A 24,710-nucleotide genomic window follows, 5' to 3' on the forward strand; every position below is an offset into this window, starting at 1 on the left:
TTTTTTTATTTTACTAACATCATGCACGCCCTTGAATTGTGATACGGCGCTTTCCACATTCCTAATTTATCCTCGCTTGTGTAAGGTTCATTTTTTTCATTTACACGGAAATGCCATTCCCCGTTTTGCCGGTCTATAATTTGCGATTTAGTGTACTCCCAAATATCGAATATTGCCTCCTGAAATTTATTTTCTTTAGTTAATCTGAAAGCAAAATCGAGCCCTACCATCGCCTCTACCTGTGGCCACCAATGCCTGTCGGCATCCAACTTTCCCGATTCCAGGTTTTTCTCGTTTACTACTCCCGAGCCTTTAACGTAACCTTCTTTCAGAAAAGTTTCTGCTACAGCAACAGCCACCGTATTTGCCTTTTCCAGAAGATCGGGATCCTGTAAGGTTTTTATCGCTTCAATTATAAGCCAAACCGCTTCGATGTCGTGGCCATAGGAAACAATATTGTTTGTTCTGTTCCAATTTACATCGAAAAACAGATGAAAATGCTGAATTTCTTCAGCATAAAATTTTTCAAGAAAAAGAATTGAAAGGTTCTGCAAGGCTTCCTTTACTTTTTCCTTTTTGGTAATTTGATACAAGGTAGTATAGGCCTCCAGAATATGAAGATGTGTATTCATGGTTTTAGCGGAATGATCTTCTTTCTCGCTTAGACGCATATCCTCAATTGGTGACCAATCCTGCTGAAAAGCTTCCAAATATCCATTATTCTCTCTGTCCCTTCCATGTTTTTCAATAAGCTCGAAAAGGGAAACAGCCCAATTTTTCGCTTCCTCTTTCTGAGTTAGTTTATAATATTCAGACAAGGCATAAACAGCAAAAGCCTGGGCGTAAATCTGCTTCCTTGTATTTACCGGGTTCCCGAGGTAATCCAGCTCCCAAAAGACACCTCCGTTTTTCCTGTCCTGAAAGAATTCCTTTAGGTAATCGTAAGCTCTTGTTGCAATTTCAACAGTACTTTTGTCCTGCCGGAAATTTCCTGTTGCCGAGAATGTCCAGAGAAGACGGGTGTTTAAAATAATCCCTTTGTTTGCTTCAGGAACAAGCGTATTGAAGTGATCCCGCCGGCCTACAAAGCCACCGTATTCATTATCCTTACTAAACGTTTTCCAGTAGTCCAGGATATTGTCCAGTTCTGCCGATAATTCGTTTTTTAAGATGTTGCGGGAGTTAAGCTGCATTTTAAAGTGATTTATTTTTATCTGCCTGCTGTATAATTTTTTCTACAGAAGCAGCCGAGGTGAAATCATCTTCAGGAGTGTTCTTTACATAATCCAGAAGTTTTTCTACCGAAGATACAGCCACATGCGAGCGTGTATCTGAAGATGCATAGTAGATAAAAATCTTACCATCTTCATCTTTTATCCAGCCATTTCCGAAGAGAACGTTAGGAACGTCCCCTACTGTTTCTGTATAATTTGGAGCCATAAAATAACCTGCAGGTTGGTGGATCACCTTAGAAATATCCTCCAGGGCCGTCATAAAAATATAAAGCGTATATCTTAGACCTCCTGCCGTGTTACGCACACCATGTGCCAGGTGCAGCCAGCCTTCTTTTGTTTTAATAGGTGCCGGCCCCAGACCATTCTTCATCTCATAAATGGTATGATATGCCTTATGATTAATGATTTTTTCGTCTTCCAGCACAGGGTTCTTCAGGTCCTTCACGTACCCAAGACCAATTCCCCCTCCTTTACCCACTTCTATAAATCCATCCTGCGGACGGGTGTACAGCGCATATTTTCCATCTACAAATTCAGGATGCAGGACAACGTTACGCTGTTGTCCCGAATTCGAAATTAAATCGGGCAAACGTTCCCAGTTTATAAGGTCCTTAGTACGGGCAATCCCTGCATTGGCTACCGCCGCAGTAGTATCTTCAGGACGGCTTTTATCTTTTCTTTCTGTACAGAATACTCCATAAATCCAACCATCTTCATGACGCGTAAGCCGCATATCATAAACGTTAGTATCGGGCTCGTCTGTTTGCGGAAGAACTACAGGTTTTTCCCAAAACTTAAAATTATCTACACCATTAGGACTTTCTGCAATGGCAAAAAAGGATTTCCTGTCATTCCCTTCCACCCTTACAGCCAGCACATAAGCATCTTTCCATTTCATGGCACCCGGATTAAAGGTGGCGTTAATCCCAATTCGCTCAAGACCCAGCGGATTTGTTTTAAGGTTAAAGTCATATCTCCACTCCAGCGGTGCATGTGCCGCAGTAACAACCGGATGTTGATACCTCTCATAGATCCCATTGGATATTTCCTCAGGGCTGTTTTTTCTTTCAATTAGCTTTTGATGGCTTTCCAAAACTTCCTGAAAGCCGGGAAGCTTCTTTATAGTTTTATTTTCATCTTTAAAATCCATTCTTCCTTAATTTTTTCTGGTAATATTTGGTTCGGTTTTAATTTTATCCCACCAGTTTTTCTTTAGAATAACTACAGTGATGATCAAGATCACACATGAGATTATAAGAGGTACATTTTCTCTGAGAATTATGTAAAACGGGATTACAACAAGAAGGGTTTGGGCTATAGTACCTATAAGCACATTAAACATATCTCTGCCAAACGCATTATTTTCTTCAAATGCGGGATCCTCCTGCTTTACTTTTTCTTTTATGGGCTTCCAAAAGCCCCAGGGTCTTGTTCTCTTATAAAATTCCATAAGCGTATCATCATCTGTTGGTCCGGCAGTATAAGTTCCTATTATACTACCCGCAATTGAAATTAGTAAAATCACCGGGAAATAATAAAGGTCCAGCGTATCTGTAAAAATTGGAAAAACTAAGGCCGGTATAATCCCCGATAGCATTCCCCAAAAGTAGCCTTCACCGTTAAACCTCCACCAGTGCCATTTTAAGACATTAGACACCACGTAACTTCCATATAATGCTGAGACGATCCATTGCAATATGGAATTTACATCCTGAACAAAGAACCCCAGAATAATACTAATAATAACCACTACGATCCCGCTACTATAGTTCATCATCTTAACCTTCGAGGACGAAGCCTGCGGATTTTTATATTTTAAATAGATGTCGTTTACGAGATAAGCCTGGGCAGCGTTTAAAGTCCCTGCAAAGGTAGACATGAATGCGGCCAACAGACCTGCGAGAAGCAGACCCAGTAATCCTACCGGCACAAATTGTTCTATGGACGCAGGAAGGACTTTTTCAAAATCAAGAAGCCCTGCAGTTGTAAGGTCCAGTCTATCATAGAAGAGAACAGCCAAAATTGAGAAACCACCTACCATTAAGTACCTGGTAGGCATGAGGGCAAAAATTGAAAAAGCACTCATTTTTGCAGCTTCAAGAGGAGATTTGGTAGAAAGTATCTTCTGCATATCATAATTAGGTGCCGGCCCTGCGATGCTTGCCAGTATTCCTTTAAAAACCATGAGCATAAAAAAGATTCCGAAGAGTGAATATCCATCAGAAACAATTTTTGTATTCACTTCATCTATAATTCCGCTCCAATCCAGGTTAAGTTCCCAGTTAAAAAACGGATTAAGCCAACCATCGGGAACATTAAGCGTGTTCTCCCCTACCGCAAGCCATGCGATTACGGCAATAGCAATAGAAGAAACGGTCATTATTGTATATTGAAGCAAGTCTGTCCATACAATACCAGACATACCCCCCAAAACAGAATAAAATACAGCAAATAATGTAAAAATAGTACCATAAAAGTGTGGTATGTAAGCGGGTGGTATATCGAAAGGAATGTATGCAGAAACTATTTCCCAAGGAATAAAGATTTCTACAAATTTCCCCAGCCCGATAAATCCATACGCCAGGAAACCGAGACAACTAAGTATTGCAAAAACTACTATTATGGCGTGAGAACGTCTCCCTCCTTTCCCACTACTAAAACGAAAAAGAATCCACTCGGCACCTGTGGTCACATTGGATCGTCTAAGCCAGGCTGACAAATATATCATAAGAAAAACCTGGTTAAAAACCGGCCAAAGCCATGGGATCCATATACTTTTAAAGCCATAGACAAAGGTTAAGGTAACCAGCCACATCGTACCAGAGATATCAAACATACCGGAAGCATTAGAAAGTCCCAGCATGTACCAGGGAAGACTTTTCCCCCCAAGCAAGTAATCATCTTTACTCTTTTGTGCTTTTTTTCGTAATGCCAGTCCTATTAATATAGTTCCTACGAGATATGCCAGAATTATGGCAATGTCTAAACCTTGTAGCATTAATGCTTTTTTTAGTTAAAAATGTCTTCTACTTCATCAAGAAATAGGATTTCTTCCAAAGACTCAAATTCTTTAAAATCCTCTTCAGAAATTTCTCCTTTGTACGTAGAAAAATAATGGGAAGGACTATCATTTCTCCAAAGCAGAACCCAGGAAATACCGGAGTTTTTTATTCCGGGATAAAGAACCTGTGTCCACCAGTCCTCTCCTTTACCAAAATTATTGTTTCCTGTTTCTGAAAGAGCATATGGCTTATTTGTTAGTCCTGCCTTTCTCTTTACAATCTCCAGGTTCGACTTTAAATTTTTAACAAATACTTCGTCTCCCCCGTGATTGTAGATATCCACACCAAGAATATCCACATACGCATCCCCGGGATAATACTTCTCGTACTCCTCCTCACTGGAAACTATATTTGGAGAATAAGCATAAAGCAGGTTGTGAACACCATTAAATTGCAAGAGCTCCAGGGTTTCCTTCCATAACTGCTTATAATCTGAATTTGAAACATTGCCTTCACCCCACCAGAACCATCCGCCATTCATTTCGTGATATGGTCTAAAGATCACAGGTATAAATTTACCATTATCGTCCTTTAGAGAAAGAAAGAAGTTAGAGATCCTCTTTACCCAAAGCTCATATTTTTCCCGCTGCGAACCACCGGTCAATATTTCTGAAACAGCGGAAGACGGGTCCCAGGAACTCTTATTTGTTACAGGATTATCCAGGTGCCAGCTAAAAGTAATAACAGCCCCTTTTTTATGCATCTCCCGAATATGATCTTTCATAAGAGCAAAAGAGACAGTATCCAGGTTATAACTTTTACCAAGTTCTATATGCCCCAGGTCAAAACCATGAACTGCAGGAAATTTTCCCGTAACGTCCTTAATATCACTTCTTATTTCCTGTGGATTATCTTCATGCTTCCAACCTATACCATAAGCTGTCGCATCCTGGTGTCCAAATGCAATTCCTTCCTTCCCAATTTCACTAACGCGCCGGTAAAGAATTTTAGTTTCCCTCGTTGCATCTGTATCGGCCAAAACAATGGTGTCTGCATCAAAATTACGTAACGGACCACATGATATGAACGTTGAAAATGTAAAAACTGTAACTAATCTGACAAAATTTTTCATGTTATTGTTCTAAATCTGCATAGAAGTGATAAATAATTTTCATTTTAAGAAAAGCTTATAGTATCTTTAACCTTTCCGTTTTTCACCAAAAATTACTTTTACAAGCTAACATTTATGTTAACCCAAAATTAAAACGATTGAGACTATTATATCAATATCATTTTGTCATTTTGTAATTAAAATTTACTAATTGACTGTTATCAATTTTATTATGCATAAAGACATTCACAGAGAAATTACTCAACTCTCACCAGAAGACAGCTTCCTGGTTTTCGATAGAGTAAAAGACGATTTTGATTTTCCTATTCATTTTCATCCGGAATTTGAATTAAATTTTATCGCCAACGGTAAAGGGGTGAGAAGAATCGTTGGTGACAGCATGGAAGAAATTGAGGAAATCGAACTGGTTTTGGTTGGACCAAACCTCCAGCATGGCTGGGAGCTGCATAACTGCAAGAGTAAAGCAATACACGAGGTTACCATTCACTTCCACAATGATCTTTTAGATAGCAAGCTATTGAGTCGCAGAATAATGAAGCCTATAAAGGATATGTTTGAAAGATCTGCTCATGGGATATTGTTTTCAGCTAAGATTTCAGAAGAAATAAAACCGAAGATCCAACGCTTATCGAAAATTGACAGTATCGATTATTTCCTGGAATTTATTTCGGTGTTACACGACCTGGCAAATTCCAGAAAGCAAAGGCTATTATCGACATACATTTCGGAGAACAAAAACTTTGAGAATAGCGAAAAAATAAAAACAATTTATGAATTTGTACAGGAAAACTATCAGAATAAAATAAGCCTGGAAGAAATGTCGCAATTGGTAAACATGAGCCAGGTCTCCTTTAACCGTTTTATAAAAAAGAGAACCGGAAAAACTTTTATTGAATACGTAAATGACACGAGAATAGGATACGCAGCAAGATGGCTTATAGAAAAAGATATGAGTATTGCTGAAATTGCGTTTAACTGCGGATTTAATAATATTGCCAATTTTAACCGGGTTTTTAAGAAAACCAAAAGTTGCACACCCAGTCAATACCGCGAAGAATTTAGCGGAATTAAGCGGGTACTTTAACCTTTATTATACTATTTTATCATGACAATTAAGAAAACAACGTTTTTACTCCTACTATTAATTCAATTTTCCCTCTTCACTAACTGCACTCCAACACAGGAACCTGTTAAAGATGAAGAAAACGTCGTGGAAGAAGAAGCCCCATTAGACAGTGAGGAAACAGAAACAGAAGAAGACACCAATCCTGAAGAGGAACAAGAGGAAGAAACAGAAGAAGAAGCTGAGGAGGACATTGAGAATGAAACACCTGTGGCACTGCATGGGCAACTCATCATACAAGGAAAAAACCTGGTAAACCAAAATGGCGAAAACGTTCAGCTAAGAGGAATGTCGCTTTTCTGGAGCCAGTGGGAACCGGAATTTTATAATTTTGAAACTGTAAAAAACCTGAAAGAGGGCTGGAATGTAAATGTAATAAGAGCAGCAATGGCTATTGAACATGATGGCTATTTACAGAACCCTGAAAGGGAAAAACAAAAAGTTTACCGGGTTATCGATGCCGCTATCGAGTTGGGTATTTATGTTATTGTAGACTGGCACGACCACCACGCCGAAGATCATACCGAAGAATCAAAAACATTTTTTAAGGAGCTGGCAACTAAGTACGGAGATCAACCAAATCTTCTCTATGAAATTTACAACGAACCCCTGGAAGTGTCCTGGAGCAATGTCTTAAAGCCTTATCATGAAACAATAATTTCAGAAATACGGGAAAAGGATCCTGACAATATAATTATATGCGGAACTCCGCGATGGTCACAAAGAGTAGACCTTGCAGCTGAAGACCCTATAGAAGAAAATAATATTGCCTACACACTCCATTATTATGCAGCCACGCACAAGGAAGAGCTGAGAGCTATTGCCAGAAAAGCCTTAGATAAGAACCTACCGCTCTTTATTACAGAATTTGGAACCACCCTTGCTAATGGCGATGACGAAATAAACGCTGAAGAAGCCCATAAATGGTGGGATTTTGCAGAAGAAAATAATATCTCCTGGTGTAACTGGTCTATTGCAGACAAAGATGAGATGTCTGCAGCTATAAAACCCGGAACAACAGCCAATCAACTTAAAAATGATGAAGTATTAACTGAGTCGGGAAAATTGGTTAAAGCAGCATTAAAAAACCAATAAGGCACGCAAAAGGAACACAGCGCATAGACGGAAAATTTAACAAGACCTGATAGCCAAGTGCAAAAATTTTAACATAATTAGTGTGAAAATTACAGTTATCGACATTTATAGATATAACCCGCTACAAAACAGTATCTTAAAATTTTATTACCCTTAGATTCACTAAAGAGAGCGGAAAAATAACACAACTAAATGATAAAATAATATTAACCAACGCTTAACTTTCCGACTAAATTTGAAGACTATTAAAAAAAGGGGCTGTATTTCAAGTATGTTCTTAAATAGGAACAAGAAAAATCCTAAACCCATAATTGTTTAAATCAAATCAAGCAATTTTATTCTTATGCACACTAAATTACTTAAAAGTAAAGGCTGTTTAATCAGAAGAGGCAGGATGCTCCTATTCGCAGCATTTTGTCTAATCACCCAACTAGGCTTTGCCCAGGAAACTGTTTCAGGGAATGTAACAGACGCCCAGGGAATGCCTTTGTTAGGTGTAAACGTTATTGAAAAAGGAACCAATAACGGAACCACCACAAATTTTGATGGTGAATTTGAGCTTACCATTGGGGAAAGTGGTGTAATCGTTTTTAGTTTTGTTGGATTCCTGACCCAGGAAATTACGGTTCAGGGAGGCGAACAAATAAGTGTTACTCTGGATGAAGATTCTCAAAGTCTCCAGGAGGTAGTGGTTATTGGGTATGGAGCCCAATTAGAAGAAAATATTACGGGATCTGTATCTAAGATAGGTTCAGAAGCTTTTGAGAATGTCCCTCAGGTAAGTGTGGACCAGCTTATGCAGGGTCGTGCTTCCGGGGTAATGGTAACCAAAAACTCCGGGCAACCGGGTGCTGCTGTTTCTGTTAGGATTCGTGGGGTAAACACCATTACCGGTTCCAGTGAACCTCTTTATATTATTGATGGTGTACCTGTTTCCGGTGAAGCAGGGGCAGAAGGTTTAAGTCCTTTAGCGGCACTTAACCCCAACGACATTGCAGACATTAACATTCTTAAAGATGCCTCAGCCACTGCAATTTATGGGTCCAGGGGATCTAACGGTGTTGTATTAATCACCACCAAAAAAGGTAAAATTGGCCAGGGAAGGTTAGCTTACAACACGTACACTGCAATTCAGCGTCCTACAAACAAAATTGATGTAATGAACCTGCAGCAATATGCAATCCACCAGAACAATGTTGCAGAGATCTATGGTCTTAATGAGCAAATGGAATTTTTATTTCCAAACCTTTTAGGCCCGGGAACTGACTGGCAGGCACAAATATTTGATGATGCCCTTCAGCAAAACCATGAATTATCTTTTTCCGGAGCAACTGAAAAGATAAACTATTTTATCTCCTCATCTTACACAGACCAGGAAGGTACAGTAATTGGTTCCGGTTTTGATCGTATGACAGTTCGTGCAAACGTAAACGGCGAAGTTAATGACTGGATCAAAACAGGTATTAACATTTCTGCCAGTAGAACTAATGACCAGGTAACTTTAAACAACGCCAGCAATGGTATTATTTCACTGTCGTTACTGAACAACCCGGCTACTGCGGTTTACAATCCTGATGGATCTTTTGCGGGACCCGTTACTGCTGATGAGATTGCCTTCGGTACAAGAAACCCTATTGCTGAAGCTTTAAATATTCAGAATACAATTCAAAGAAACAGGGTTTTTGGTAACCTCTTTGTTGAATTTTCCCTTCATGACAATCTTAACTTCAGAAGTGAATTTGGTGGGGACTTTGGAAACAACCTACGGGACCAGTTTCAACCTACCTTTACTTATGGTGTACTGGAAAGAGGGCAAAACCGTTTAAACTCAGGCAGGGAAAACAACGATTTCTGGATCATAAAAAACCTTTTAACTTATAATAACTCCTTTGGAGACGACGATAATCACGACCTTACAGTGTTGCTTGGGCAGGAAGTTCAGGAATCTTCATGGCAAGGAATAAGTGCACAGGACGGGGATTTTGTAGGTAACGAAGTACCAATCCTAGGTACAGGGGACGCAGCCGATATTGCAGATCAATATATGGCAAGTTCTGCTTTGGAATCTTATTTTGGACGGGCTATTTATTCATTTGATAACAGGTTCAACGTTACTGCCTCATTCAGGGCAGATGGTTCTTCAAAGTTTGCAGAAGGAAACAGATGGGGTTATTTCCCTTCTATATCTGCATCATGGAGGTTATCGAATGAAGCTTTTATGGAAGATTTTGATGTTTTACAGAACATAAAAATTTACGGTGGTTATGGAGAAGTAGGTAACCAGAATATTCCAAACTTCGCATATGGAGTACGACTTAATACGATGAATACAGATTTAGGTACAGGATTTGAGTATGCTAACTTTGAAAATCCGGACCTTACCTGGGAATCTTCAACACAGACAAACCTGGGACTTGACTTTTCCTTGCTAAACAGGAGATTAGGCGCCACAATTGAAGTATATAACAAAGTGTCAAGAGATTTCTTATACCAACTCGCAGTTACAGATTTTGTTACCGGTGGAAATTCTCCCGGAGCTATTGCCGCTCCATGGGTTAACCTTGGAGAGATGGTAAACAGAGGGGTCGATGTTACTTTAAATTATCGTACTTTAGGAGATAATGATTTTAACTGGAACTCAACGTTAACTTTTTCACACTACCAAAACGAAGTGACCGAACTGCTGGGGGATCTTGTAATTAACGGCCAGTTGTACATTAGTGATTCCAATGAGAATATAACAAGAACAGAAGTAGGCCAACCGGTTGGTATGTTCTATGGTTATGAAGTTGAGGGACTTTTCAGGACCACAGCGGATATTCAGGGTGCTCCAATTCAGTTTGGAAGACCTTTTGAAGATGCTCTTTTTGACTCCAACTGGTTAGGAGATATTAAGTATAGAGATGTGAACGGAGACGGTGTGATAAACACTGAGGACAGAACACAAATTGGTAATCCACATCCGGATTTCACTTTTGGTTTTCAGAATACGTTCACCTATAAAGCATTTGATCTTTCTGTATTCTTACAGGGCTCTTATGGTAATGACATCTTTAATGGGGTAAAAAGAACTTTAACTGCAGGAAGTAGTTACTATGTTAATCAGGATCCAATAGTACTGGACTACTGGTCTGTAAATAATCCGGATGGAAATCAGCCAAGATTGGTGAGAGGTAGTGAAAGTAACCCCAACATTAGAATTTCTGATAGGTATATCGAGGATGGTTCTTACCTGAGAGTTCAAAATCTTACTTTAGGTTATACATTACCTGCTGACGCTGCTGATCAAATAGGATTAAACAGGTTAAAAATTTACGGAAGTGTACAGAACCTGTTTACCTTTACAAACTATTCAGGATATGATCCTGAAGTAGGTACATTTAATCAGAATGCTCTTTTAATGGGTGTTGACAACGGACGTTATCCTTCTCCCAGAACCTTTACCCTGGGACTTAATGTTGAATTATAAAAAAATAGATAAATGAAGAATTTAATTAAATCAAAGGTCTTGGTGTTGGTTGCTCTTTCAGCCGTGCTATTTTTCCCTTCCTGTAGTGAGGACTTCCTGGACAGACCACCGGAGGATTCATACAGTGTAGATAATTTTTATCAGACTAACCGTCAGGTAGCCTCTGCATCAAACCACTTATATTCTAAGCCGTGGTTTAACTTTATCAGTAACGTTGCCTGGCCAATTGGAGAAATCGCATCTGGTAATGCCAGGACATGGGATGCAAGGAACCAGGAATTTTCAAACTACTCCATAACCGGAGCTCATGGTACCTTAACGCAGGCCTGGGAATCCCTTTATGCTGTTATTGCCCAGTCAAATTCAGTAATAAACACTTTGCCAACAGCTGTAGGCCCAGATATTTCTGAAGTTGTAGTCAACAATTCCATAGCAGAAGCGCGTTACATAAGAGCCACTGCTTATTTTTATCTGGTACGTATCTTTGGATCTGTTCCAATTCTTGCAGATAACACAGATTATGTTTTGGAGCCTGTTGTAGCCCGTAATCCTGTAGAGGATGTATATGAGTTTATTAAGCGTGACTACCAGTTTGCTATTGAGAATCTATACGACAGGACAACAGATACCGACATCCAGGCCGGAAGGGTTTCCAGTAACTCTGCTAAAGCCGCATTATCTAAAATCTATTTATACGAAGAGAATTGGTCAATGGCATACCAGCTTTCCAACGAAGTAATTCAATCTGGTGAGTTCGCACTTTTGGAAAATTACAATGAGTTGTTTTTAGAAGAAAATGATAACAATGTCGAATCAGTATTTGCTTTACAATGGGCTAACACGGGGATTTATGCTGAAGGAAATGCCTTACAATCATTTTATGCTTCAGCAGGGATTACAGGATTTTCCGACGGTTGGTCAGCTTTAGGGCCATCAATCGACCTACAGGAATCGTATGAGACTGGAGATGAACGCTATTATGCGACAATTATGGAACCAGGAGCGTTTTATCCTAGCATCAACGGAGGATATACGGTTCCGGAAACTATTAACCACCAGGGAACCAATGTAGGTATTAAAAAGTATGTTATTGGAAATCCATCTAACGGAGCTTCTCAGAGTTATCCTAACAACACCTACATCTTACGTTATGCTGAAGTATTACTAATAAATGCTGAAGCAGCCATTATGGGTGGAGGCCCGGTTAGTGAAGGTGTTGAATCTTTCAACCAGGTTCGTACAAGGGCAGGTTTGGATCCAATTCAAAATCCGGATATCGAAGACATTTTCCACGAAAGAAGAATTGAACTGGCGTTGGAACTGGAATTTTGGTATGACATAGTTAGACGCGGACCTGAGTTTGCCATAGAATTCCTTGGCAACGTGGAAAGGGGACCATACAATAACGACACAACCCCTCCTACAGTCAGTTCAGAGATATATGTTCCTACTGTAGAGGATTTACTCTACCCTTATCCTACCAGTGAGATCCAGAGTAACCCGGCATTGTTAGAGGACCCGGTACCTTATGATTTTGATGCTAACAGCGGTGAATAAAATTAATTTAAAAAATTTAATTATGAAAAGAACAAACTTTAAAACAAAGGCTGTACCTCAGTTCTTGTTAATCCTCTTTACAGTAGTCTCTTTAGTCTCCTGTGATAGTGATTTTGACGTGAAAACTCCCGGAACCGCAGTGGCTCCTCCAGTGATACATAGTGTAAGCGAGGCAAGGGAGGATGCTCCTGTTACCCAGGGGGTACTACAAAATACCTATATTATAAGAGGAGAAAATTTAGCCAGTTTAGTCGCTGTCTATTTTAACGGCTACCGAACTAGCTTTAACCCAGCTTTAACGACAGATAACCTGACTTTTGTATCAGTTCCTGAATTCGCACCTTACGTAGGGCAGGACAATATTCTAAGGCTAGAAAACCTTTATGGTTCTACAACCTACGATTTTTCTCTTTTAACTATTGAGGACTTTACAGAAGGAACTACTGAGGACGGAGTCAAAACCGTGACGCTTATAGGCGGGGATTTCACAGATGCATCAGAAGTTATTTTTACTTCCGGTAGTGAAGAAGAAGGAAACCTTGTAGAGCGTCCGGCTGAAATTCTTTCTGTTTCTGAAACAGAAGTTACAGTGGTAGTACCAGATGGAGTGGAGCAGGCTTATATCGACCTTACAACATCCCGGGGTGCCAGTGCCCGATCTGATTCCTATGGATTTACTTATTCTGTTTATATTGATCAGCTAAACCCAGAGTGGTCAATGAGCCAGTGGGGTGGAACTTTTGACGTAGAAGCAACAGATCCTGCTTTGGGGCAATACTCCATCCAAAGCGTTAGGGAGGCCTGGTCTGGATTAACATTTACTCCAGAAACAGGAATACCATTTAACCAGTATGAAGCTATTACTGTATCCCTATACGGTACAGGAGAACCCGGAGACATGGTAAACGTGGCAATAAACGACTTTGCCGGAACAGTAGGTGTGGAACTTATACCTGGTCAATGGAATAAAGTAGTGATCCCAATGGGTAGTTTCTTTCCAACCGGTGGCGCGCCGGCGGTAATCAACAGAATAGATTTCCAGGAAGCATCCAACACAGGAAAGGCACAGTATATATTCTATGTTGACGATTTCGGTTTTCTATAGATCGATATGCTCAATTATAAATAAAAGAAAAACAGATGAAATTAAATAAAATATATTACTTGTTAGTGCTCGCAGTAATTACGAGCCTTTGCTCCTGCGAGGACGATGACGATCTATATCCGCAATTGGGTGAGGATCCCAGGAATATAAATGAGGTCCTTGCTGAAACTGCAGATTTATCAGTCTTGTACCAGTCTTTGGTCGAGGCCGAGATGGACTCGCTTTTGAGGGAAACCACGACTTACACTGTTTTTGCTCCCAGAAATGCAGCTTTTGACCAAGCAGATCTTTCAGGATTAGATGAGGAAGAAATGGAAAACCTGTTAAGCAACCATGTGTTGAGCACGGTTACGGCAGATTTTGCTTCTACCCTATCAACAGGTTATCGCCCTACAATGGCTACAGGACCTAACGGAAATTTCCTTAGCTTATATATTAATACTGAAGGCGAAACCACTCTAAATGGTGAGGTATCTCTCGTTACCGAATCCTCAAACAAAGGAGCTACCAACGGAGTATTACATGTTGTAGATGGAATTTTAACTCCTCCTGCTATTCTGGACCACGTAGAGGCAAATAACCAGTTTTCTACGTTTATGGAAGCAGTTGAGCTGGCCGGACTAACAGAGATGTTATCTGTATCTGAAGCTACAGACGCTGAGAATCCTAACTACCCGTTTACAGTTTTTGCTCCTACTAATGCCGCATTTGAGAATTTCCTTGGCGACTTAAACGGTGCTTTTGGATGGTCTACTTTAGCCGATATTCCAACAGATGTTCTAAGGAGCGTTCTTGAACAGCACGTGATAACAGGATCCAACCTACTTTCTGCAGAAACTTTTGGAACCGAGCAGACCCCGGTTTCCGGAGAAGTATTTTCTATAAGTGCACAAGGTGTGGTTTCTGACGCCAGTTATACAGATGGTAATGTTACCATACAGGATATTCAGGCTACAAACGGTGTTATTCATGGGGTGGATAAAGTTATTCTTCCTGATGCTGTTTTCCAGAGCATTCTGGACGAAACACTAAACCTGAAAGAAAGAATTGAAGACAGAGGTTATACTTCTTTTATTGCTGCTGTAGAAATGGTTGGTTTAGGCGACCAGCTAACATCTGCAGAAGAACTATCTGTATTTGTACCAGATAATGCTGCTTTTGAAAGCTTTTTCAGCCTGATCACTAATTTCGAAAGCTTGAGTGATTTTGAAACAGAGGAGGAGTTAGAACTTTTAAGGAGTGTTCTGAATTATCACCTACATGAGGGAATTATAATGTCCAGCCAGTTAACAGATGGTGGCACTATCTCTACTGTTTATGGTGATGACATTACTGCCGATCTAAGTGGTGAAAATGCAAGGTTAAGGCCTACTTTCCCAGAAGCATTACCATCTCAGTTTGTTAATGCCAATGTTGGTGCCAGCAACGGAATCTTACATGCGATCAACAGGGTGCTTGTCCCTGCAGATTTAGTTGAACCGCTTGGTATTGTTGTAGAAAGCAATGAAGGTGGCGTTTGTCCTGTAAAAGACGAATCTCTGGTATTCTTCGATTGGGACGGAAAAAACCAATGGTGGGGTAATGTAACTCCTGAAGATGGAGCTCTAAGCCTTGATGGTAGTAGCTATGGTAGAGCAAATTTCCAAACAGGTGGAACAGGTTTTACAGATCTTTTCTGGAGGAATGATGCTTCTACTTTTAGTGGCGCTCAAGTTGTTGGTGACAATCTTGAAGGATATTCCCTTAAGTTTGACATTAACATAGTAGAACCTATAAGTGAAGGTAGGTTTAGGTTAAGGTTCAATGCCACAACTGGTCAGGATGTATTCTACGACTGGGCTCCGTGGGAAGAAACAGGAGAACCTTTTTCAACAGATGGTTGGGAAACAATAGAAATCCCACTTACTGAGCTTGGTGTTCCGGATTTTAGTATTGTTGATGCTGAGTTTGGAATGGCATTTCAGGATGCAGATGTACTACTTAACTTTGCAATAGATAACGTACGATTTGACACACCCGGCTGTGGTGGTCCAGATCCTGTGGCAGATCCTGAAATGGTCTTCTTCGATTGGGATGAAAATCTCCAATGGTGGGGTAATGTAACGCCAGAAAATAATGATGAAATATCACTGGACGGAAGCAGCTACGGAAGAGCAAATTTCCAAACCGGAGGAACAGGTTTTACAGATCTCTTCTGGAGAAATGATGCCAGTACCTTCCACGGTGCAGACGTTGTAGGATCCAACCTTGAGGATTACGTTCTTAAATTCGACATTTTGACCTTAGAGCCGATATCTGAAGGAAGGTTCAGGCTTAGGTTCAATTCTACAACAAACGGAGTTGACGCTTTTTACGACTGGGCTCCATGGCAGGAAACAGGCGAACCTTTTGATACTGAAGGTGAATGGGTAACGATTACTATTCCCTTATCAGAAATAGGTCAACCTGATTTTAGCGAGGTAAATGCTGAATTTGGAATGGCATTCCAGGATGCAGATGTTCTGCTTAACTTTGCAATAGATAACGTTAGGTTCGAAGAGAAATAATCTTTTTGATCCAATCACTAGAATATATTCCCTGTAAAAATTTATTTTTTTACAGGGAATATTTTTTAGATGAAAGATTAAATATCCAATTAATTAAAAAAAACCAAATGAAGAATAAGATATTACTACTACTCTGCCTCCTTATAGGTATGAGCGGTTATTCACAGAAATTTGAAGGACTGGCAGATACTCCGCCTATGGGCTGGAATACATGGAATACCTTCGCCTGTGATATTAATGAAGACCTCATAAAAGAAACAGCCGATGCCATAGTGGCAAGCGGCATGAAAGAAGCCGGATATGAATATGTTATTATTGACGATTGCTGGCACGGGGAACGTGACGAAAAAGGCTTTATCCAGGTAGATCCTGAACGATTCCCTTCCGGTATGAAAGCCCTTGCAGATTATGTACATTCCAAAGGTCTGAAAATTGGCATTTATTCTGATGCAGGAACCCAAACCTGTGCCGGTGAACCAGGAAGCCGCGGATATGAATATCAGGACGCTATCCGGTACGCCGAATGGGGTATTGATTATTTAAAATACGACTGGTGCAACACTGAAAATATCAATCCCATTGGAGCTTACAGTACCATGCGTGATGCACTATACAGCGCCGGCAGGCCCGTTCTTTTTGCAATGTGTGAATGGGGAGACAATCAGCCCTGGGAGTGGGCAGAAGATGTTGCCCATATGTGGAGAACTACCGGCGACATTTATAACTGTTGGAATTGCGAAGAAGATCACGGCAGCTGGTCATCCTGGGGTGTTCTTAGAATTCTGGATATGCAGGATGGGCTAAGAGAATATGCCGGTCCCGGTCACTGGAATGATCCCGATATGATGGAAGTTGGTAACGGAATGAGCCAAAATGAGGATCGTGCCCATTTTACCATGTGGAGCATGTTGGCCGCTCCCCTTATTGCCGGTAACGATGTACGAAATATGACTCCGGAAACCGTAGAAATTCTTACCAATGAGAAAATGATCGCTATAAACCAGGATTCTCTGGGTGTTCAGGCTTTTAAATATAATTCGGAAGACGGACTGGAAACATGGTTCAAGCCTCTAAGCAATGGGGAATGGGCCGTTACTTTCCTCAATCGTTCAGATGAGCCAGGAAAAGTAAGTTTTGATTGGGAAGAAAAGAAAATTGAAGATCCTCATTTTGACTATGCAGTAGATTTTAGTGAAGTTACTTACAGTATAGAGGATATTTGGAATGAAAAGGAACTCAAAAATACCAAAAAAACATTAAAGGCTACTGTAGCACCACACGATGTGCTTACATTAAGGCTCAAAAAGAGTTAATAACACCCACAGGTATTACTATTTAAGAGGCGGTTCAAAAAAGACAATTATCGGCACTAAGGGTACGATAATGGTCATTTTTGAACCGCCTTTCTTTTTATTCCTCCTCTTCTAATTTTAAAAAGCAATTGGTAAGTGCCCTAAAGTTATGGTACGCGGCTTTCCAGATATGCCCCTTAGAATCATCCCATACTTCGGGTTGAGCATCCAGCCCCCACTCATACCAGCCGCCATAAAGCTCATCCATAAAGAAAAGCTGAGTGTAGACCCATAATTTATCAAAGTACTTTCTGTAGTCTACAGCATCTTCTGGAAAATAGTGTTCCATAATTAATAAAGTATTTAAACCTTCAGCCTGCGACCACCAGTTCTTTTCATCATTAACAATTTCCAATTCTGTAGCATCTTCAAAATAATAACCACCATCATAAAAACCACCAATTTCATTATCCCAACCTGTACTTAGGGCGTGATCTACCATCTTTTTCCCTTTCCGAAGTGTTAATTCTTCATCCAGCCCCAGGGCGTGGGTAGCTTCCAGCATTAAATAAGCAGTTTCAACATCATGCCCAAAAGAAACGTGATCCAGGTAATAATGCTGCTGAATTTCTTCCCTGGACTTGTTTCTGAAACTCACCGGCGTCCAGTCGGGTTCAAAAAACAGGTTCATATATCCTTTTTCTGTGGTGATGGTGTCCCGAATGAGCACCAGCATTTCCTCCACGCGTTCTGCCAGTAATTCGTCCGGCCAAACCTGGTACAATTCGGTAAAAGCTTCAAGTAAATGAATAGAACTGTTTTGATCTTTATAACCAACATCTGAAGTCGACGGAAAATCAGGTGTACGCTTAATTGGTGTACCATTTAGGTTCAAAGACTGGTAATATCCCTTATATTCAGGATCGTGGCTATGTTCCTCCAGCCAGTGAAACGCCCTTTTTGCCAATTCTAAAGCTTCTTCATTACCTGAAGCTCTGTAATAAGCTGCGAGTCCATAAATTGCGAAAGAATTACCGTAAGCCGTTTTCTCCTGCCCTTGTTGTAAAATAGGTTCTCCGGTCTTGGTAACCAATTGATGAAAACCGCCATTTTCGGCATCCCACATTACATCCCTTAGAAACTCAAAACCATGCCTGGCATATTCCAGGTATCTTTCTTTTTCTAAAAAAATTTCCGAAGCTCTGGCATTTGTCCATACATGACGGGCCTGCGTTACAATCATTTTATTATGCTCCTCCCCCACTTTAAAATTATGGGTGATCTCACTGTAGTACCCACCATCTTCCCTGTCCAGAGTTAAAGGGTACCACTTTTCAAGAAGCTGTTCTTTTGCCGCATAACGTAGTCCTTTAATCAGGCGCTCATCATTTATTTTTTTTTCCTGTTCCTGAGCGGCACAAGTTGAAATTGATAGTAGCGCCACAACAAAAAAAGCCGTAAATTTCATATATTTCATTTTTCAGAATAAAGATAGGATAATAAGGACATTATTTATGCCTCTGATCATTTCCTATACGAAAATGATAAAAAAGTATTAAGCATTCCATTAGCCATTACCATAGTTTTATTCACTAAATTTTTAGAAATATGAAAACAGTTTTACAAAGCTTTATTTTTCTTTGTTTTTTAAGCACTTATGCTCAACAAGTAAGTGACTCTTCCCAGGTTTTTACCATTAATGACCAGGAATATCTTGAAATGCGCGGCGCAAACGTTATGCTGGCGCACGATTTTTATCCGGAAAGCCACCAGGGTGGTGTTGGTATTATCCAAAACGGGATTAGAGTTGCTACAAACGGCGACCTAAGGCTGGAGCCCACCCCCGGGCAATGGCAACCGGTGCCCAAAGTTGGAGAGAGGCAGGTAGATAGGGAGGAAAACCAGATTAGTGTACATATGAGCTATCCCGATCCTTCCAAAAACAGAAAGGGCTTTAATCCTATTGAATATCCGGATCTTAATATGGAATACGACCTGAGAATTATCCCTGAAGGAAAATCATTCAGGATTGTCGTAGACCTGGAGCAACCTCTGCCTGAAGAATGGGTGGGCAAAGTAGGCATGAATATCGAATTATTTCCGGGTATCCTCTTCGGAAAATCATATTATATGAATGATGAATTCGGAATATTTAACCTTCAGGCAAACGGACCGGGATTTTACAATGAAGATGGAGAGTTTGAGCTGGAACCAATGGCTACAGGCAACGAGCTCGTTATTGTTCCTGAAGATGAAAAGCAAACACTTAAAATTGAAAACTTAAAAGACAATGAACTGCAACTACTGGATGGTCGTGCAATACACAGCAACGGTTGGTTTATTGTGAGATCACTTGTACCTGCAGGTGTGACAGATAATGCCATAGAATGGTTAGTTACACCAAATGCGGTAGAAGATTTTACATATAGTCCTGTAGTACAGGTTTCTCAGGTAGGTTATCATCCTGCCCAGCAAAAAGTGGCAGTGATCGAAACCGATAAAAATGACAAAAATGTACAACAAGCTCAATTACTTCGTATTAATGAAAATGGAGGAACTACTGCCGTTAAATCGGAAAACCCTTCAGAATGGGGTAATTTCTTAAGGTATAACTATTACCAGTTAGATTTTACTGATGTTGAAGAGCCGGGAATGTACCAGGTAAAATACGGTGATTACACGACAGAACCGTTTAAAATTTCAGAAAGCGTTTACAAACGAAATGTATGGCAGCCTACTTTGGAGTATTTTCTTCCTGTACAGATGTGCCATATGCTTGTAAACGATCGCTATAAAATCTGGCACGGCCGGTGCCACCTGGACGATGCCCGTATGGCCCCTACAGATCATAACCATTTTGACGGTTACATCCAGGGAAGTGAAACCCTAACAGATTATGAGCCAGGTGAATTTGTACCGGGTCTTAATCTTGGAGGCTGGCACGATGCAGGTGACTTCGATTTGCGCGTAGAATCCCAGGCTTCTACCATTCAGGGTTTATCGCATATTTATGAACTTTTCAATATAGAATACGACAACACAAGTATAGATCAGGACACTAAAACTGTAGATATTCTTAAACCCGACGGGAAAGCTGATATTCTACAGCAAATTGAACATGGTGCATTATCTGTAGTAGGAGGTTATAAAGCACTTGGTCGTTTCTATAGAGGAATAATTGTTCCATCCCTGGACCAGTACATTTTGCTTGGAGATCCTGTAAACCATTCAGACGGCGAACCGTTTGACGAAGCTTTCGGCCAGGAAGATGCAACAGAAAATGTTGACTGGGGACGCCCGGGAGACCAGGATGACCGTTGGGTTTTCACAGAAGATAACCCGAGAAGGGAACTTGGCGCAGCGGCAGGTTTAGCTGCAACTGCCCGAGCTCTTAAGGATTATAATCCTGAACTTGCACAGGACAGCCGGGAAATTGCAGAAGAGGTTTGGAACATTACTGAAACCGACAATCCGCTAAACAAGATTGAACTGGCTGTAGAATTACTACAAACCACCGGAGATCAGAAATATGCCGATTTTATAGTTGAAAACAGGCAACTTATTACTGAGAATATAGAAAGGACCGGATGGATTGTAGGACGCGCACTCCCTCAAATAGATAATAAGAGATTTAAAAAAGAAGTACGTGATGCTGTTAAGGAGTATTTAAATGTAGTACAGGAAAGAGAGAGAAAAACACCTTACGGTTTGCCGTATGAACCCGATATCTGGGGAGCAGGCTGGGGTATTCAAAGTTTTGGAGTAAGGCAATATTTCTTACATACCGGTTTTCCTGATATTTTTCCAGAAGATTATATGCTACACGCCATGAATTTTGTGCTGGGAGTTCATCCGGGGGTTAATACCTCTTCATTTGCTTCGGGAGTAGGTTCAAGATCTTTAACACAGGCTTACGGAATTAACCGCGGAGATTTCTCTTTCACCCCGGGTGGGATAGGATCTGGTACGGCGCTAATACGTCCTGACTTTCCTGAACTTTTGGAGTGGCCTTTCCTTTGGCAACAAACAGAATACGTATTGGGAGGTGGAACCACAGATTATTTGTTCCTGATAATCGCTGCAGATAAACTTCTTAATCAAGAATAAAAACAAAAAATGAAAAGATCCATCTTAATATTGGCACTTCTCATCGCTGGAAATTGTTTTTCACAAACACCGGTAAATAAAAATGCTACCAAAGAAGCCAAACAGTTGTTGGACTACATCTATTCCCTTGGGGATAGAGTACTTTCGGGACAGCACAGCTACAATGAAGAGCCGGAAAGCTATTATAATTTAGCTGAAGAAATTTCAGGTAAGTATCCCGCTGTTTGGGGAACAGATTTCTATTGGAACCGGGAAGATGACCCGGGTGAAAGGATTGTAGAAGCGGCTAAGAAAAAACATGAAGAAGGTGCAATTATTACCCTTATGTGGCACGTTGGCAGGCCTACAGATAATCCACCTTTTGACTGGAGTACCAGTGTGCAGGCAGACCTCTCTGATGAAGACTGGGAGCAACTTGTTACTCCCGGAACTCCGTTAAATAAGCGTTGGCAGGACCAGGTAGACGTGGTTGCAGAATCTTTAAAAGAACTGCAGGAAGAAAACATTCCTGTTCTCTGGAGACCTTATCATGAAATGAATGGTGTATGGTTCTGGTGGGGAGATAAAAAAGGCGAAAAGGGTTTTAAAGAACTTTGGAAGATGTTGTACGATCGCATGGTCAATCATCATCAATTAAACAATCTTATCTGGGTTTGGAATGCCAATGGACCGAGGGATATTCCGGAGGATGAAGCTTTCCCCTATAATGAGTTTTATCCCGGTCATGAATATGTGGATATTCTTGCTACAGATGTCTACCACTTCGATTACGAACAGAAAGATTACCAGAAATTGCTGGATTTAGCTGAAGGTAAACCTATTGCCCTAGGAGAGGTAGGACAATTGCCGAAAATTGCCATTTTGGAGCAACAGCCAAAATGGTCCTGGTTTATGGTTTGGTCTAATTGGTTAGAAACGGCAAATTCGCCTGAAAGAGTAAAAGAAATTTATAATTATCCCAAAACAATTACACAAGATGAAGTTGAGATTGACGACTAGCCTTATCAGAAACATTTTACCGGCAATGATCCTTTTTACCATGCTGCTGGTATCAAAACAAACCAGTGCGCAGGCCGAATTTACCACTTGGGGAAACATGACAGGAATACGGGTGGACAACCAGTTAATGGAATTTAGTACCAGCCTGGCCATAGTTAATAAAAACGACCGCACCTGGCGCACCCGAAAAGAAGGACAAACCATAGATTTTAAAAGAGATGGACAGGAAAAGCGATTCTCCTACGAAATGCGGGATATAAAATGGACCAACTATATAGAATCTACAGGAAAAGGCGAAGCCGAAGTGGAAGTTAGCTTCAGTTCTCCCACAGATACTTTAATAAAAGGTGCATATTTTACAGTAGATCTTCTCGAAGAATTTGGAACAGAAACAGAATTCAGACTTATTTCTCCTGATAAAATTGGTCTCCGTGATATCCGTTCCAACTTTTCTGATGCAGGATACAAAGCACCTGCAAAAGGTATTATTGTAGAGTCGCCAACAAGGAAAATCGAAATCAATTTTGCCGAAACTACTGAAGTTAATATTAAAACTGAAGATTCTTTAAACCCGGAGATCAGGTTAAATTTTGTTCTGGCTTCCGGTCAGGTAGAAGCCGGTAAGACCTATGCAAATACCTTTACCATTAAAGCAACCGGGGAGATCGATACCTCACCACTAAACCTAAAAGTATATCCCGACCAGGAAGGAGATAAATTTGACGGAATTGGAGGGAATTTCAGGCTTCAGAACCCCAAAACAGATCCTCAGGTAATTGACTATAGCCTTGAAAACCTACGGGTTTCCTGGTCCCGTGTGGAAATGCCATGGAGGGAATGGCATCAAAACGAAAATGAAGATCCTTTGGAAGAGGCCAGGAAAGGCAATCTCCATCCAAAAGTAAAGGCAGCTATGGAAATGGCGCAACGCCTGGACAAAAAAGGTATTCCTGTAATTCTTGCCGCGTGGTTTGCACCCAACTGGGCTATTATTGGAGAACCTTTTAAAGGTAAACATCCGGATGGCAGCATGGGTAACTCGTTGGATCTCACCAAGGAAGAAAAGATCTACAACTCCCTTACCTCCTATATAAAATTTCTTAAAGAAGAATATGGAGTAAAAACAGTCATGTTCTCTTTTAACGAATCTGATTTGGGAATAGACGTAAGACAAACTGCAGAAGAACATAATGAACTGATCAAGGAGCTGGGAAAAAAATTCCGTTCTGAAGGTCTTCAGACTAAATTCCTGTTGGGGGACACTGCAGATGCCAATGGTTGGGATTTCACTACCCTTGCCTCTACAGATCCTGAGGCCATACCCTTTATTGGAGGAGTCTCTTTCCACTCCTGGAGAGGATGGACGAGGGAAAACCTTATAAAGTGGGCAGATATTTCGAATCGTGTAAATGCACCACTTTTTGTGGGTGAGGGAAGTATAGACGCGGGAGCATGGCGCTATCCGCAAATTTTTGAAGAACCCACCTATGCTTTGGACGAAATTGATGTTTACCTTAAAATCCTTAGAACTGCCACACCTTTAACTATTTTACAATGGCAGCTTACTGCAGATTATTCTCCGCTTTCCGGAGGCGGAATTTTTGGAAATGATGAGGATGAACTCTATCCAACTCAACGTTTCTATAATCTTGAACAGTTAGGTTCCACTCCAAAGGGACTTTTTGCTATTCCAATTAATAAAGATAAGGAAGCAGTTACGGCAGCCGCATTTGGTGACAAAAGCAAAGGCTCCTATGCCATCCATTTGGTAAATAAAGGAGCTACAAGAGACGTTAAGCTAACCGGCTTACCAAACAGTGTAAAGAATCTGGACGTTTATCTCACCAATAAAGAAAATTCCTACAAAAAGACAAAGACGGTAGAAGTTAAAAATGGAGAAGTAAATTTTAAACTTGAGGGGGCAAGTTATGTTTCTCTCTTTTCCCAATCTTAAGCTAAATTACTGATAATGAGAAAGCAGCTCACTTGTGATGCTGCTTTTTTTATTTTACTTTATTTACACCACTCACCTGATTCATAAACTAATA

At 40.5% G+C, this 24,710-nt stretch carries 15 protein-coding genes; 10 read left to right on the forward strand and 5 right to left on the reverse strand.

Translation table 11 applies throughout. The annotated features are described in order from the left end of the window. Positions 1-5: 5 nt before the first annotated feature. From RM545_RS00180 to RM545_RS00195, 4 genes are read right to left on the reverse strand one after another with little or no spacing between them, the layout of a single operon-like run. A complete protein-coding gene (locus RM545_RS00180) occupies positions 6-1,193 on the reverse strand; it encodes an AGE family epimerase/isomerase (RefSeq protein ID WP_311493245.1) in 1,188 nt (395 codons plus the stop codon). A 1-nt stretch (position 1,194) separates the two neighbouring features. Next, entirely contained in the window at positions 1,195-2,385 is a 1,191-nt protein-coding gene (locus tag RM545_RS00185) for a glycoside hydrolase family 130 protein (RefSeq protein WP_311493246.1), read from the reverse strand. A 6-nt stretch (positions 2,386-2,391) separates the two neighbouring features. Further along, the gene (locus RM545_RS00190) at positions 2,392-4,233 is read right to left on the reverse strand and encodes a sodium:solute symporter family protein (protein WP_311493247.1); all 1,842 of its coding nucleotides are present in this window, start codon (positions 4,231-4,233) and stop codon (positions 2,392-2,394) included. 11 nt (positions 4,234-4,244) lie between these two features. After that, positions 4,245-5,369: a glycoside hydrolase family 26 protein gene (locus RM545_RS00195; RefSeq protein ID WP_311493248.1), complete on the reverse strand. Its 1,125-nt coding sequence runs from the start codon at positions 5,367-5,369 to the stop codon at positions 4,245-4,247. Between the two features lie 211 nt (positions 5,370-5,580). Here RM545_RS00195 and RM545_RS00200 point away from each other — a divergent pair, with 211 nt between their 5' ends. The 7 genes from RM545_RS00200 to RM545_RS00230 all read left to right on the forward strand — a co-directional run bounded on the left by RM545_RS00200 (position 5,581) and on the right by RM545_RS00230 (position 17,577). Beyond that, the gene (locus RM545_RS00200; protein ID WP_311493442.1) at positions 5,581-6,453 is read left to right on the forward strand and encodes an AraC family transcriptional regulator; all 873 of its coding nucleotides are present in this window, start codon (positions 5,581-5,583) and stop codon (positions 6,451-6,453) included. Positions 6,454-6,474: 21 nt separating this feature from the next. Further along, positions 6,475-7,587, forward strand: a complete 1,113-nt coding sequence (locus tag RM545_RS00205) for a glycoside hydrolase family 5 protein (RefSeq protein WP_311493249.1) — start codon at positions 6,475-6,477, stop codon at positions 7,585-7,587. 343 nt (positions 7,588-7,930) lie between these two features. Beyond that, positions 7,931-11,056 carry a SusC/RagA family TonB-linked outer membrane protein gene (locus RM545_RS00210; RefSeq protein WP_311493250.1) on the forward strand — a complete coding sequence of 1,042 codons (3,126 nt, stop codon included), beginning with the start codon at positions 7,931-7,933 and terminating at the stop codon, positions 11,054-11,056. Between the two features lie 12 nt (positions 11,057-11,068). Further along, positions 11,069-12,613, forward strand: coding sequence for a RagB/SusD family nutrient uptake outer membrane protein (locus RM545_RS00215; protein WP_311493251.1), 1,545 nt, complete (start codon positions 11,069-11,071; stop codon positions 12,611-12,613). Positions 12,614-12,635: 22 nt separating this feature from the next. Further along, on the forward strand, positions 12,636-13,718 hold the full coding sequence (locus RM545_RS00220) for a hypothetical protein (RefSeq protein ID WP_311493252.1): 1,083 nt from the start codon (positions 12,636-12,638) through the stop codon (positions 13,716-13,718). 35 nt (positions 13,719-13,753) lie between these two features. After that, on the forward strand, positions 13,754-16,264 hold the full coding sequence (locus tag RM545_RS00225; RefSeq protein ID WP_311493253.1) for a glycan-binding surface protein: 2,511 nt from the start codon (positions 13,754-13,756) through the stop codon (positions 16,262-16,264). Positions 16,265-16,371: 107 nt separating this feature from the next. Beyond that, complete coding sequence (locus tag RM545_RS00230; protein ID WP_311493254.1) at positions 16,372-17,577, forward strand: glycoside hydrolase family 27 protein; 1,206 nt, start codon at positions 16,372-16,374, stop codon at positions 17,575-17,577. 97 nt (positions 17,578-17,674) lie between these two features. Here RM545_RS00230 and RM545_RS00235 read toward each other — a convergent pair whose 3' ends face one another. After that, a complete protein-coding gene (locus RM545_RS00235) occupies positions 17,675-19,024 on the reverse strand; it encodes an AGE family epimerase/isomerase (protein WP_311493255.1) in 1,350 nt (449 codons plus the stop codon). 140 nt (positions 19,025-19,164) lie between these two features. On the opposite strand from RM545_RS00235, the gene RM545_RS00240 reads away from it, so the two are divergent. From RM545_RS00240 to RM545_RS00250, 3 genes are read left to right on the forward strand one after another with little or no spacing between them, the layout of a single operon-like run. Further along, positions 19,165-21,663, forward strand: a complete 2,499-nt coding sequence (locus RM545_RS00240) for a glycoside hydrolase family 9 protein (RefSeq protein ID WP_311493256.1) — start codon at positions 19,165-19,167, stop codon at positions 21,661-21,663. Positions 21,664-21,672: 9 nt separating this feature from the next. Further along, the gene (locus tag RM545_RS00245) at positions 21,673-22,662 is read left to right on the forward strand and encodes a glycosyl hydrolase (protein WP_311493257.1); all 990 of its coding nucleotides are present in this window, start codon (positions 21,673-21,675) and stop codon (positions 22,660-22,662) included. Further along, positions 22,640-24,616, forward strand: a complete 1,977-nt coding sequence (locus RM545_RS00250; protein WP_311493258.1) for a glycoside hydrolase — start codon at positions 22,640-22,642, stop codon at positions 24,614-24,616. The genes RM545_RS00245 and RM545_RS00250 overlap by 23 nt, the downstream gene beginning before the upstream one ends. Positions 24,617-24,710: the final 94 nt, after the last annotated feature.

This window comes from Autumnicola lenta, from assembly GCF_031846515.1.
GTDB classification, from domain to species: domain Bacteria; phylum Bacteroidota; class Bacteroidia; order Flavobacteriales; family Flavobacteriaceae; genus Autumnicola; species Autumnicola lenta.

Bases quoted from the DNA above. Each gene is read 5' to 3' on its own strand.
- RM545_RS00195 (WP_311493248.1), bottom strand. From the start codon at position 5,369: ATGAAAAATTTTGTCAGATTAGTTACAGTTTTTACATTTTCAACGTTC.
- RM545_RS00205 (WP_311493249.1), top strand. From the start codon at position 6,475: ATGACAATTAAGAAAACAACGTTTTTACTCCTACTATTAATTCAATTT.
- RM545_RS00240 (WP_311493256.1), top strand. From the start codon at position 19,165: ATGAAAACAGTTTTACAAAGCTTTATTTTTCTTTGTTTTTTAAGCACT.
- RM545_RS00220 (WP_311493252.1), top strand. From the start codon at position 12,636: ATGAAAAGAACAAACTTTAAAACAAAGGCTGTACCTCAGTTCTTGTTA.
- RM545_RS00190 (WP_311493247.1), bottom strand. From the start codon at position 4,233: ATGCTACAAGGTTTAGACATTGCCATAATTCTGGCATATCTCGTAGGA.
- RM545_RS00235 (WP_311493255.1), bottom strand. From the start codon at position 19,024: ATGAAATTTACGGCTTTTTTTGTTGTGGCGCTACTATCAATTTCAACT.
- RM545_RS00250 (WP_311493258.1), top strand. From the start codon at position 22,640: ATGAAGTTGAGATTGACGACTAGCCTTATCAGAAACATTTTACCGGCA.
- RM545_RS00245 (WP_311493257.1), top strand. From the start codon at position 21,673: ATGAAAAGATCCATCTTAATATTGGCACTTCTCATCGCTGGAAATTGT.
- RM545_RS00185 (WP_311493246.1), bottom strand. From the start codon at position 2,385: ATGGATTTTAAAGATGAAAATAAAACTATAAAGAAGCTTCCCGGCTTT.
- RM545_RS00230 (WP_311493254.1), top strand. From the start codon at position 16,372: ATGAAGAATAAGATATTACTACTACTCTGCCTCCTTATAGGTATGAGC.
- RM545_RS00215 (WP_311493251.1), top strand. From the start codon at position 11,069: ATGAAGAATTTAATTAAATCAAAGGTCTTGGTGTTGGTTGCTCTTTCA.
- RM545_RS00180 (WP_311493245.1), bottom strand. From the start codon at position 1,193: ATGCAGCTTAACTCCCGCAACATCTTAAAAAACGAATTATCGGCAGAA.
- RM545_RS00200 (WP_311493442.1), top strand. From the start codon at position 5,581: ATGCATAAAGACATTCACAGAGAAATTACTCAACTCTCACCAGAAGAC.
- RM545_RS00225 (WP_311493253.1), top strand. From the start codon at position 13,754: ATGAAATTAAATAAAATATATTACTTGTTAGTGCTCGCAGTAATTACG.
- RM545_RS00210 (WP_311493250.1), top strand. From the start codon at position 7,931: ATGCACACTAAATTACTTAAAAGTAAAGGCTGTTTAATCAGAAGAGGC.